The sequence below is a fragment of the Enterococcus eurekensis genome, assembly GCF_042654605.1.
Classification (GTDB): Bacteria; Bacillota; Bacilli; order Lactobacillales; family Enterococcaceae; genus Enterococcus_I; species Enterococcus_I eurekensis.
This window is the reverse complement of sequence record NZ_JBHSGT010000041.1, coordinates 59,071-71,519: the sequence shown is the minus strand read 5'-3', so window position 1 is coordinate 71,519 and position 12,449 is coordinate 59,071. Positions and strand designations below refer to the sequence as shown.

General features: G+C 39.0%; 9 protein-coding genes. 6 read left to right on the top strand and 3 right to left on the bottom strand.

Translation table 11 applies throughout. The features are described from left to right. The first annotated feature begins 33 nt into the window (after positions 1 to 33). From ACFO3L_RS06215 to ACFO3L_RS06195, 5 genes are read left to right on the top strand one after another with little or no spacing between them, the layout of a single operon-like run. Positions 34 to 1,521 (top strand): ABC transporter permease, encoded by a 1,488-nt coding sequence (locus ACFO3L_RS06215; protein ID WP_379964932.1) that lies wholly within the window; start codon positions 34 to 36, stop codon positions 1,519 to 1,521. A 1-nt stretch (position 1,522) separates the two neighbouring features. Then, positions 1,523 to 2,458 (top strand): oligopeptide ABC transporter permease OppC, encoded by a 936-nt coding sequence (gene oppC, locus ACFO3L_RS06210; RefSeq protein WP_379964930.1) that lies wholly within the window; start codon positions 1,523 to 1,525, stop codon positions 2,456 to 2,458. 18 nt (positions 2,459 to 2,476) lie between these two features. Further along, on the top strand, positions 2,477 to 3,553 hold the full coding sequence (locus tag ACFO3L_RS06205; RefSeq protein ID WP_379964928.1) for an ABC transporter ATP-binding protein: 1,077 nt from the start codon (positions 2,477 to 2,479) through the stop codon (positions 3,551 to 3,553). Further along, positions 3,546 to 4,484, top strand: a complete 939-nt coding sequence (locus ACFO3L_RS06200; protein WP_379964926.1) for an ATP-binding cassette domain-containing protein — start codon at positions 3,546 to 3,548, stop codon at positions 4,482 to 4,484. The genes ACFO3L_RS06205 and ACFO3L_RS06200 overlap by 8 nt, the downstream gene beginning before the upstream one ends. 34 nt (positions 4,485 to 4,518) lie before the next feature. Next, positions 4,519 to 5,445, top strand: a complete 927-nt coding sequence (locus tag ACFO3L_RS06195; protein ID WP_379964924.1) for an RNA-guided endonuclease TnpB family protein — start codon at positions 4,519 to 4,521, stop codon at positions 5,443 to 5,445. A gap of 893 nt (positions 5,446 to 6,338) precedes the next feature. Here the strand turns inward: ACFO3L_RS06195 and ACFO3L_RS06190 are convergent. From ACFO3L_RS06190 to acnA, 3 genes are all read right to left on the bottom strand, one after another. After that, a complete protein-coding gene (locus ACFO3L_RS06190; protein ID WP_379964922.1) occupies positions 6,339 to 6,878 on the bottom strand; it encodes a biotin transporter BioY in 540 nt (179 codons plus the stop codon). An 89-nt stretch (positions 6,879 to 6,967) separates the two neighbouring features. Continuing rightward, complete coding sequence (icd, locus tag ACFO3L_RS06185; RefSeq protein ID WP_379964920.1) at positions 6,968 to 8,203, bottom strand: NADP-dependent isocitrate dehydrogenase; 1,236 nt, start codon at positions 8,201 to 8,203, stop codon at positions 6,968 to 6,970. A 1-nt stretch (position 8,204) separates the two neighbouring features. Beyond that, positions 8,205 to 10,898 carry an aconitate hydratase AcnA gene (acnA, locus tag ACFO3L_RS06180; RefSeq protein WP_379964918.1) on the bottom strand — a complete coding sequence of 898 codons (2,694 nt, stop codon included), beginning with the start codon at positions 10,896 to 10,898 and terminating at the stop codon, positions 8,205 to 8,207. Positions 10,899 to 11,101: 203 nt separating this feature from the next. Here acnA and ACFO3L_RS06175 point away from each other — a divergent pair, with 203 nt between their 5' ends. Continuing rightward, positions 11,102 to 12,436: a citrate/2-methylcitrate synthase gene (locus tag ACFO3L_RS06175; protein ID WP_379964999.1), complete on the top strand. Its 1,335-nt coding sequence runs from the start codon at positions 11,102 to 11,104 to the stop codon at positions 12,434 to 12,436. Positions 12,437 to 12,449 lie beyond the last annotated feature (13 nt).

Below are 12,449 nucleotides of genomic sequence, written 5' to 3'. Positions count from 1 at the left end.
TTTTTACTTACATATAGAAAGTAGGGACAGAACTTGAAACGATACCTTTCATTTAGGATACTAAGATCAATCATCAGTATTTTTCTAGTAACGACAATCACTTATGGTGTCATTTACACAATGGTTCCTCGTAGAAATGTATTTAAAGAAGATATTAACTACGGGAAACTAAAAGGAAAACCAGATGAGTTGGCGAATTACGAAAACACAGCATTTAGCAAAATGGGTTATATCGATTACTTACCATCAAAAGATTTAATTGATACAGTTAGTGAGGAACATGAAGGTTTAACCGGTGAATCAACTGCAGAGAACAAAGCAATTTTAGAAGAATGGTCAAAAGCAAATGGTTGGACACTGCATCAATTACCAATTAGTCAGGCCTTTTATGCAACGAAAGATATCCCATTGCCACAGCGTGTGTTTCGTTTTTATGCCAATATGATACAGATTGATCATCCTTGGAAGGTACAAGATCCGGACAATCCAGATCTAGAACGCTCTCTACGATTCACAAAAGACGAGACCGTTGGTTGGGCATTAGTCGGTTCAGGAACACAATTTAAATATCAAATTTATTTTGATAAACAGTTCCCGTTCATCCACCAAAATATCGTGCACTTAAACTTAGGCGTATCTTATCCAACATTTGCCGGACAAGATGTGACAACAGTTCTAACAGGCGGACAGGGGAAAACAGATAGTCAAGAAGTCACTTTCCCAACAGGCGTGACATCAAAATCAGCCGTAGATTTAACATCAAGACAATATCAACCAATAGCGAAACTTTCTTCTAAAGAGAAACGCTTGTTTGACGATAACTATACCATTACACAAAATAATTACCGTGACCCGTCAATGATGAAAACCTCATTTTCGATGGGCGTGATTGCAGTCTTACTTGCTTACGGAGTGGGAATTCCTTTTGCCATGTTAATGGCTCGCTATAAAGGCAAACTTCCTGACCGTATGGGGATTGGCTTAGTCACCGTTTTAATTTCAGTACCAAGTTTAGCGTTTATTTATTTCTTCCGCTTTATCGGAAGCAACTTCTTGGGGTTACCAGATACATTCCCGACATTAGGTGCAGGAGATATACGCTCCTTCATTCTTCCGACAGTAATCTTAGGAATGTTATCCATTTCAAATATTGTTATTTGGATTCGTCGTTACATGATTGACCAACAATCAGCAGACTATGTAAAATTCGCAAAAGCAAAAGGGTTGAATGCGCGTGAAATTGCACGTAAGCATATTTTCAAAAATGCTGCCATTCCAATTGCTAACCAAATCCCAGCAAGTATTATCGGTGCGATTACGGGTGCGACAATTACTGAGACAGTCTTTGCTGTTCCTGGTATGGGTAAAATGTTACCAGATTCAATTTTAGCCAACAATAATCCAATGGTTATTGGCTTAGTCTTTATCTTTACGACAGTTGCGGTTACGTCAATCTTAGTCGGAGATATTACAATGGCAATGGTCGATCCACGAATTAATTTAGCAGAAAGAGGAGAATAAAATGGAAAAAACGAATCAAAAAATCAATGATGGCTTTACTTTTGTCAACGTTGACTCCTTAGCTTCTGAAAAAATTGATACGCCAACGTATTCATACTGGCGCTCAGTGGGACGCAAGTTCTTTTCAAATAAAACGGCAATTGCAATGTTAATCTTAATGACTGCGATTATCTTAATGTCTTTTATTCAACCAATGTTTAGTGGTTATGACTTTATGAATGTTGATGACATTAATGATTTCTCAAAACGTTACAATCCACCAAGTCTTGAAAATTGGTTTGGAACCGATAAAAACGGAATGTCGCTTTTCGATGCTGTTTGGGCAGGAGCTAAAACATCGATTTCAATTTCAGTTATCGCAACGGTAATCACAACAACAATTGGTGTGGTGATTGGAGCAATCTGGGGAGTTTCTCAAAAATTCGATAAATTCATGTTAGAAATTTATAACGTTGTCTCAAACGTCCCTCAATTACTAATCATTATCGTAATGTCTTATACTTTCGGAAATGGTTTCTGGAACTTGATTTTTGCGATGTGTGTTACTGGATGGTTAGCGCCAGCTTACTTCATCCGGGTGCAAGTAATGATTATGCGTGATCGTGAGTACAATTTAGCGTCACGTACATTAGGAACGCCAAAGTTACGAATGATTTTTAGAAATATTTTACCGTACTTAACGTCAATTATCGTTACCGATGTTTCTCGTTCATTGCCTTCATTCATCTCTTATGAAACGTTCTTATCATTCTTAGGGGTTGGATTAAGTGCCGATGTACCATCATTGGGACGTTTAATCTCAGACTATACAAATAATATGAGTAATTATCCATATCTATTCTGGATTCCAGTTACCGTTTTAGCCTTAGTTTCTGTTTCCTTATACATTGTTGGACAGACATTGGCCGATGCCGCTGATCCAAGAACACACATGTAGAAGGAGGAATCAGTTAAAATGGACAAAAAAACAATTTTAAGCGCTGAAAATATTTCAGTTGGCTTTAAAGTTCGTAGTAGCGAATTACGTGCCATTCGTAACGTTTCTCTTGAACTGAAAGAACAAGAAACACTTGCGATTGTAGGCGAATCCGGTTCAGGTAAATCAGTATTAACGAAAACATTTACTGGAATGCTTGAAGCAAATGGTGCAATCACTTCAGGAACTATCCGTTATAAAGATAAAATTTTGAGTGACTTAAAGAAAGATGAAGAATGGGATGGGATTCGTGGGAAAGAAATCGCGACAATCTTCCAAGATCCGATGACGTCTTTAAACCCGATTAAAACAATCGGTTCTCAAATTTCAGAAGTCATTATTAAACACCAAAAGAAATCAGCTAAAGAAGCAAAAAAAATGGCGATTGATTTAATGATTCGTACTGGCATTCCGTTGGCGGAAAAACGTTACGATGATTATCCTTTCCAATATTCTGGTGGAATGCGTCAACGGATCGTTATTGCAATTGCTCTAGCGTGTCGTCCAAATATTTTAATTTGTGATGAGCCAACAACGGCTTTAGATGTAACGATCCAAGCGCAAATTTTAGATTTAATTCGTGAATTACAAGCAGAATACAACTTCACAACAATCTTTATTACCCATGACTTAGGTGTAGTCGCATCGATTGCTGACCGTGTAGCGGTAATGTATGCTGGGCAAATTGTTGAAACGGGTACGGTTGAAGAAATTTACTATACACCGCAACATCCGTATACATGGAGTTTATTATCTTCATTACCACAATTAGGTAATCGAGGAGACGAACTTTATTCTGTACCAGGAACACCGCCGTCACTTTACAAAGATATCGTTGGGGACGCTTTTGCACCTCGTAGTCCATATGCGATGGCGATTGACTTTGAGGAAGAGCCACCAATGTTCCAAATTACAGAAACACACTTTGCAAAAACGTGGTTATTAGATCCGCGTGCACCAAAAGCGGAAAAACCAGAAATTATCCAAAACTTACATGAAAAAATGTTAGCATTACAAGAAGAACCACAAACAATCGGAGGTAACGAAAATGTCTAAAGATAAAGAAGTCTTATTATCCATTAAAGACCTTGAAATTACCTTTGGTGAAGGTAAGAAAAAATTCGTCGCCGTTCAAGACGTTAACATTGATGTCTATAAAGGCGAAACTTTCTCACTTGTAGGGGAATCTGGATCAGGTAAAACAACAATCGGACGTGCGATCGTTGGTCTGAATCCAACAAGTAATGGGGATATTATTTTTGAAGGTAAAAAAATTAACAAACAATTAACGGGTAAAGAATTAGAAGATAAAATCCGTAAAATTCAAATGATTTTCCAAGATCCGTCCGCTTCATTAAACGAGCGTGCAACGGTGGAATACATCATTTCAGAAGGACTTTACAATTTTAACTTATTCAAAACCGAAGAAGAGCGTCTTTCAAAAGTTGCAAACTTAATTGAGCAAGTTGGTTTATTACCAGAACATATGTATCGTTACCCACATGAGTTCTCAGGTGGCCAACGTCAACGTATCGGGATTGCTCGTGCATTAATTATGGAACCGTCACTAGTGATTGCTGATGAGCCAATCTCTGCCCTAGACGTTTCGATTCGTGCGCAAGTCTTAAACTTACTAAAAGAATCGCAAATCAAAAATGATGTAACTTATTTCTTCGTTGCTCATGATTTGTCCGTTGTTCGTTTTATTTCAGACCGAATCGCAGTTATTCGTTCTGGACGAATTGTTGAAATGGCAGAAACGGAAGAATTATTTACGAATCCGTTACATCCATATACAAAAGCCTTATTATCGGCTGTTCCAATTCCGGACCCGATTTTAGCTCGTAAAAAAGAACTTGTTGTCTATGATCCAGAAATGCATGACTATTCTGTTGACAAGCCAACATTCAGTGAAGTAAAACCTGGACATTTCGTCTATGGAAATGAAAAAGAGTTAGAAGGTTATCGCAAAGCCGTTCGCCCATAAATTTCACTAGTTATCATGAAGGGTGGAATCAGACATGAGTGTCTTAAAAGCTTATAAATTTAAAATTTACCCTGACGAAGCACAAAAAGAATTCTTTGTTAAAACGTTTGGTTGTGTTCGTTTCACGTATAATCACCTATTGATTTCACGTTCGCAAACGGATGGCAAAAAAATGACGCCTGCTTCGCTAAAAAAAGAATATCCCTTTTTAAAAGAAACGGATAGCTTGGCATTAGCGAATGCTCAGCGAAATTTAGAAACAGCTTTTCGTCGCTATTTCACGGGAAAAAGTGATTATCCAAAGTTTAAAAATAAATCGAACATTTGGCAATCGTATACGACCAATAACCAAGGTCAAACGATTTGTTTAAAGGACGGGCTGTTAAAACTACCGAAGTTGAAGACGCTTGTTCCAGTAAATGAACATCGTGAGATTAAGGGGCAAATTAAGTCAGCAACGATATCAGCCAAAAACAACCAAGAATTCTATGTTTCGATACTCTGTCTAGAGTCGATCGACGCTTTACCAAAAACAACTCAAGAAATCCAATTGCGTTATTCGCCAGAAGAATTGTTATACAATTCAAAATGTTTAACGACAGTAACTTTTGATCAAGCGGCATTAGTATGCAAAATGGATAGGATGCATCGTCGTTTAAAATTACGTGGGAAAATTGCACGTAAAAATAAGGTACCACTCGCTTACGCTAAAAATTACCAAAAACAAAAAGTAAAATTAAGCCGTTTGCAAGGTCACCAAAAAGAAAAGAAAGAAGATTACTTCAATCAACTTTCTTATACGCTTATCCGCGATTTTGACCGGATTCTGATAGATAAAACAACACTAGCAGAAGGTCAATCAAACGAGAACGTCAATTTCACCAAAGCTGATTGGCAAACTTTTTTACGAAAGTTGCAATACAAAGCCGATTGGTATGGCAAAGAAATTATTTACCAATAAGCAACAAAACTGGATGGAGCTCCAGAGATCGCCTAGGGTATAGAAAAAGTTCAGACTTTTGTTTCTAGGAATCCGACTCACTAATTATGAAAAACCGAAAGAAAGCGGAAGAATCTTAGATTCTTCCGCTTTTGTTGGCTCTTTAACAATAGGTGTTGGTAAAAATTTAGATAAGCTTTGTAATAGAATCATTGGATCAGGTAGCTAATTTCACTGCTTGATCTTTTTTATTTGTTTGAATAGTTTTGGTTTTAAAATACTTGCCATGGTTGATAGAAATCACGAAGGACTCTCAAAACGGCATTTAAAAGGTTGATATTTCGGAGATAAGCCTGATTTGGAAAAAATGAAAGAGCCATTTTTTCGTAGGCTGTACTTATCTCTCGTATCTAATCGCTTATGAAATAGCCTTTAGTTTAAACGGCATTTAATAAACAGGTGCTGCGGAGATAAGCTGTCACTTGGCTGAAATGAAAAAGCGCATTTCATCAATTGCCTGCTTATCTCTTGTACCTAAACGTTTATTAAATAGCCTCTATTTGAAACGGCATAAAATGAGTTGCTCCTCAGAAATAAGTCGATCTGTAAAAAAATGAAAGAGCCATTTCTTTTCCAGATGCGTTCTTATTTATCGGAGCAGACCACTCATTTTATAGCCTCTATTCTGAAACGGCATTTATGATGCAGTGACTCGGTAATAAGCCAGAATCTTTTTGGAAGTAAAGAGCACTTTCAAACGATTCATTGCTTATTACTCGTCACTAACCGCATCCTAAATCGCCTCTAGTTGAAACGGCATAAAATGAGTTGCTCCTCAGAAATAAGTCGATCTGTAAAAAAATGAAAGAGCCATTTCTTTTCCAGATGCGTTCTTATTTATCGGAGCAGACCACTCATTTTATAGCCTCTAGTTTCCCTAATCTTTTTTTCATTATGACGACTATTGGGGTGATGATGGTGGCTTTGGCTGCTTCTGGGAGGATGAATGGGACGAATCCGCTGGCGATTCCTTGTGGTATGGTAAGGTTTGCGGCGAAGGTTAGCCAAGCAGTTCCAAAGACGAGCGCCACCATAAATCCTAGTAAATTAATACTAAAGGTCGAAAGGTAGTTAGTAGATGTTTGGTTTTGTAGTGTGCCAATTACTAAACTAGCAAAGATGAATCCGATCAAGTAACCACCAGTTGGGCCGAATAAAACGCCGAATCCGCTGGCACCTCCGGCAAAAACCGGTAAACCAATTAGTCCAAGTAATAAATAAATGATGATACTCCACGTTCCGACTCGACGGCCGAGTAATGAAGCCGTTAGGCCAATCATTAAAGTTTGTAGGCTGAATGGAACAAGTCCTAACGGAATGACAATTTGTGATGCAACGGCGATTAAAGCCGCGAATAAGCCTGAAATTAATTGTTCTCGTAATGTTAATTTCATTAAAAATACTCCTCCCTTAGAAAAAACTTCTGTGAGAGGAGTATAACATTGTGTTAACTAACTTGTAAATAAAAAGTTAACGAAAAGTATTATTTATTGATTAAAGTAATTAAATGAGTACCAAACTCTTGCGTGGTTAAGCGTGTCGCATCGGCTAATTGATCAGCGAAATCGCTTGTCACCTGTTTGTTAACTATGGCTGTTTCAATTGCAGTAGTAATTAAATCTGCCGCTTCTTGCCAGCCGAGGTGTTCGAGCATCATGACACCCGATAATAAGAGGGAAGAAGGATTTGCTTTGCCGAGCTCTGCGATATCCGGTGCGGTACCGTGAGTCGCTTCAAAAATTGCATAGCCTGTATGGTAATTGATATTGGCGCCTGGTGAGATGCCAATGCCGCCAACTTGAGCTGCTAAGGCATCGGAAATATAGTCACCGTTTAAGTTGGTTGTTGCAACAACATCATAACGTTCAGGATAAAGTAAAATTTGTTGTAAGAAGTTATCGGCAATGACATCATTGATAATGACTTTTCCTGCCTCTTGAGCCTCTTTTAAAGCTGTTTGAGCGGTTTTAAGACCGTCTTGTGACTTTATCTTGTCGAATTGGCGCATGGTGAAGGCCGTGTCGTTAAAGCTATTTTCTGCTAGGTCGTAACCCCAGTTTTTAAACCCGCCTTCGGTAAATTTCATAATATTACCTTTATGGACCAGTGTCACACTTTTACGGCCTTGTTTAATGGCGTATTCAATCGCAGAGCGAATCAACCGTTGACTCCCTTCTTTTGAAATTGGCTTAATTCCGATGCCTGAAGTTTCAGGGAAGCGGATGTTAGTTACATCCAACTCATTTTGCAAAAAGTCGATAATTTTTTTTGTTTTCGGCTCGTCAATAGCAAATTCAATTCCGGCATAAACGTCTTCTGTATTTTCTCGGAAGATAACCATGTCGGTTTTTTCTGGTTCTTTAACGGGTGAAGGAACACCTTCAAAGTAACGTACTGGACGAACGCAAGCGAATAAATCTAGTTTTTGGCGTAAAGTCACGTTGATTGAGCGAATCCCACCGCCAACCGGAGTGGTTAGTGGTCCTTTAATAGCGATTTTTGCATGATGAATCGCATCAAGCGTGGCTTCTGGTAACCATTCGCCTGTTTGGTTGAAGGATTTTTCGCCAGCTAAAATTTCTTTCCAGATAATTTTTTTCTCGTCGTTATAAGCTTTAGCAACTGCCGCGTCAAAAACCGGTTGACTCGCTTGCCAAATTTCTTGGCCGATACCGTCGCCGGGAATATATGGAATAATTTGTTCTTCAGTACGTGTCATATTAAACGCTACCTACGCTTTCACTTAATTTTTTACGAATTACCATTGGTAAAATTCCTTGATGTTTCCAATAACGGATATCAGCTGGTGCATCAAAACGTAATCGAGTCATGAAACGGATTTTTTCGTTGTCTGAAGTCGTGGCAATCACCTCGATCGATTGGTTGACTTCTGGCTCTTCTGGTAATAAAACTTCAAATTTTTCTTCGCCAGTTAGGCCATAAGTTTCAGCTGTTTCACCTGGTAAGTACTCTAAAGGCACTACGCCCATCATCACTAAGTTACTGCGGTGAATCCGTTCGTAACTTTCAGCTAAAACGACTTTGACGCCTAATAATTGTGTCCCTTTAGCAGCCCAGTCACGGGAAGAACCCATTCCATAATCTTTACCAGTTAAAATCATACAGCCAATATTTTCTGCTTGATAACGCATTGATGCATCATAAATAAACATTTCTTCATTGGTTGGTAAGTAGCGTGTATAACCGCCGCTAATTTCAGGTACGAGTTGATTTTGTAGGCGAATATTACCGAAAGTACCACGCATCATAATTTCGTGATTGCCCCGACGTGAACCGTAAGAGTTAAAGTCGCTGTAAGTTAAGCCTTTATCTTTTAAATATTTACCCGCTGAAGATTGTAGTGCAATACTTCCGGCGGGAGAAATATGGTCAGTAGTGACAGAATCACCTAATTTCGCTAGAACGTGTAAATTGGTTAAGGTGCCTTGTTTTGGCAATTCTCTCGTTAAGCCCTCAAAATAAGGCGGCAAGGCGATGTAAGTTGAAGCATCATCCCAATCGTAGGCGTTACTTTGGGTCGTTTCAATCGCATTCCAACGTTCATTGGCGCTAAAAAGGTCGCTATAAGCGCTACGGAAAGCTTCAGGTGAGACGAATTGATCGATATACGATTGAACTTCTGATTTATCAGGCCAAATATCGCTGAGTAAAATCGGTTTTCCTTGTTGGTCGTAACCAAGCGCTTCTGTGGTTAAGTCTTTTGTGACTGTACCGGCTAAAGCGTAAGCGACAACTAGCGGTGGAGACGCCAGGTAGTTCGCTTTGACTAATGGATGAATTCGACCCTCAAAGTTGCGGTTACCAGATAATACAGAAGAAACAAGTAAGTCTTCACTCGTTAGGGCTTTTGTAATCGCAGGAGCTAATGGTCCAGAGTTTCCGATACAAGTGGTACAACCATAACCAACTAAATAAAATCCAAGTTTTTCTAGGTAGGGCATTAAACCACTAGCTTCTAGATAGCTCGTTACAATTTTTGAACCGGGAGCTAAAGAAGTTTTAACATAGTCAGGGACCCGTAAACCTTTTTCGACGGCATTTTTAGCAAGTAGGCCGGCTGAAAGCATAACGAAGGGGTTACTTGTATTCGTGCAACTCGTAATGGCTGCGATGACTAAATCACCCGTTTTAATTTCGTTATCAGTTTTATCCCAATCGATATTGACTGTTCTTTCGTGTTCTTCTGGCGGTAAGCCAAAACCTTTTGGTCCAACCGGTGCCGTTACGCTTGAAACGAAATCTTTTGCAACTTCCGATAAGACGATGCGGTCTTGTGGACGTTTTGGTCCGGCTAAAGCTGGTTCGATTTGAGCTAAATCAACGGTAATCACCTTGGTATAAGTCGGCTCATTATCAATGTCATAGAAGAAGTTGTTGGCTTTAGCGTAGGCTTCAACGCGCGCGATAACGTGTTCTGGACGTCCAGTGATACGTAAATAATTTAATGTTTCATCGTCAATTGGGAAAAATCCACAAGTTGCCCCGTATTCAGGCGCCATGTTCGCAATTGTTGCACGATCGGCTAAACTCAATTCTTGATAACTAGGTCCGTAAAACTCGACGAATTTTCCAACAACACTTTCTTTACGCAATGTTTCAGTAATCGATAAGACTAAATCGGTTGCAGTAGCGCCGGAAGGTAGTTCTCCAATAAAACGTACGCCAATCACTTCAGGCGTAGGGAAGAAAGAAGGTTCACCGAGTAGGGCAGCTTCAGCTTCGATTCCTCCGACACCCCAACCTAAAACACCAAGGGCATTAATCATCGTAGTGTGAGAATCGGTTCCTTGTAACGTGTCCGGGAAGAGCCATTTTTGACCTGCTATTTCTTCTTCTAAAATCACTTCAGATAAAACTTCCAAGTTTACTTGGTGAATAATTCCGGTTTCGGGTGGGACGACATCGAAGTTTTTAAAGGATGACTGCGCCCATTTTAAAAATTGGTAACGTTCATGGTTTCTCTCGAATTCTTTTTCAGTATTTAATGAAATTGCAGATGCATTGCCATATTGATCAACTTGGACGGAATGGTCAATGACTAAGGTTACAGGAATATCAGGATTAATATCAGTTGCTTGGCCATCTAAAGCGATCATCGCATCACGCATAGCGGCTAGATCGACAATTGCCGGAACACCAGTGAAATCTTGTAAGATAACGCGCTCGACTTTAAAAGGAACAACACCTTTTGGATTACTTGCTTCCCAGTTAATTAATGAGATAACATCCTCTGTTGTGATATCTTCTCCCATTTGGCGCGCGACACTTTCTAATAATACGCGAATCGAATAAGGGAGTTTGGTTAAATTTACATGATAATTTTCAGCGATGGATTTTAAATCGATATAATGGTATGTTTCATTGTCTAAAGCTAGTTCTTTATGCCATTTCATAAGGAATCCTCCTGTCTCCTAATAATAGATATGGAATAATTATACGTTCAAAATGAAAAAAAGCAAATGTTAAATGAAAAAAACTTTCATTTTCAGCTTACCGTGCTATAATGTTTTTTAAGAAATAATAAGTTTAGATGAGAATTCTAACATTATCATGTGAGAAAATGTAAAGGAGGATAACAAGTTTGGATTATGACAAAATGTTGACGTTAAGTAAAAAAAATAATCAGATTGCTAGTGATTTGTATAAAAAATATGAAGTGAAACAAGGTTTGCGCGATGAGCAAGGAAAAGGTGTGGTTGCAGGTTTGACGACCATTTCAACCGTTTATCCTGAAAAAGTTGTAAATGGCCAAGTTGTACCAGGGGCAGGAGAATTGCGTTATCGTGGGATTGCGATTGATGAGCTAGTCGATGGGTTTGTCTTAGAAGAACGTTTTGGTTTTGAAGAAACAGCGTATTTGTTGCTGTTTGGCGAATTGCCAACCGAAGAAGAGTTAGCGGAATTTCAACAGTTGATTTCCAGTCATCGCACGTTACCGACGAATTTTGTTCGCGATGTCATTATGAAAGCTCCATCAGCTGACATTATGAATAGTTTATCGCGCAGTGTACTAACTTTGGCTAGTTACGACGAAGCCTCGGACGATGTGTGCTTGGAAAATGTTTTGAATCAAAGTCTAATGCTCATCGGGGTCTTTCCGTTATTAGCGATTTATGCCTATCATGCGTATAACCATTATAATAAGGAAGAAAGTATGTATATCCATCTTCCTAATGCCGATGATAATTTAAGTACGGCTGAAACGTTATTGATGATGTTACGTCCGGATCGTCAATATACGAAGCAAGAGGCACAAACATTAGATATGGCTTTGATTTTACATATGGAACATGGCGGTGGGAATAACTCAACATTTACCACCCGAGTAGTTACCTCGAGCGGCACCGATACCTATTCAACGATTGCCGCTGCGTTAGGTTCATTAAAAGGACCAAAACATGGAGGGGCCAATATTAAAGTTACCAAAATGATGGCCGATTTAAAAGAAAATATTGCAGATTATAGCGATGAAGCTGCTGTACGTCAATATTTAGAAGATTTACTCGATAAAAAGGCCTTTGACAAAAAAGGTTTAATTTACGGTATGGGGCATGCGATTTATAGTGATAATGATCCACGAGCGGCAATTTTCAAGCGTTACGTCTCCAAGTTAGCCGAAGAAAAAGGGGAAACAGCACGTTCTGAATACGAGCTTTATACTCTAGTTGAACGTTTAGCACCCGAGGTTATTGGAAGTAAGCGTAAAATGTTTAAAGGCGTGAGTGCCAATATCGATTTCTTTAGTGGTTTTGTTTATAATTTGCTAGGGTTACCAGAGGAGCTGTATACGCCGATTTTTGCGATTGCTCGAATTGTAGGTTGGTCAGCACATCGAATGGAAGAATTGACGAATTCCAATAAAATTATTCGTCCGGCTTATCAAGAAGTGACAGAGGATCGTGCATATACAAAAATGTGTGATCGTTCATAACGACAAAAAACCT

What these genes read in the sequence shown, in the direction of transcription:
- oppC (WP_379964930.1), top strand. Translation starts at nt 1,523, where the DNA reads ATGGAAAAAACGAATCAAAAAATCAATGATGGCTTTACTTTTGTCAAC.
- ACFO3L_RS06205 (WP_379964928.1), top strand. Translation starts at nt 2,477, where the DNA reads ATGGACAAAAAAACAATTTTAAGCGCTGAAAATATTTCAGTTGGCTTT.
- ACFO3L_RS06200 (WP_379964926.1), top strand. Translation starts at nt 3,546, where the DNA reads ATGTCTAAAGATAAAGAAGTCTTATTATCCATTAAAGACCTTGAAATT.
- ACFO3L_RS06195 (WP_379964924.1), top strand. Translation starts at nt 4,519, where the DNA reads ATGAGTGTCTTAAAAGCTTATAAATTTAAAATTTACCCTGACGAAGCA.
- ACFO3L_RS06190 (WP_379964922.1), bottom strand. Translation starts at nt 6,878, where the DNA reads ATGAAATTAACATTACGAGAACAATTAATTTCAGGCTTATTCGCGGCT.
- icd (WP_379964920.1), bottom strand. Translation starts at nt 8,203, where the DNA reads ATGACACGTACTGAAGAACAAATTATTCCATATATTCCCGGCGACGGT.
- acnA (WP_379964918.1), bottom strand. Translation starts at nt 10,898, where the DNA reads ATGAAATGGCATAAAGAACTAGCTTTAGACAATGAAACATACCATTAT.
- ACFO3L_RS06175 (WP_379964999.1), top strand. Translation starts at nt 11,102, where the DNA reads ATGTTGACGTTAAGTAAAAAAAATAATCAGATTGCTAGTGATTTGTAT.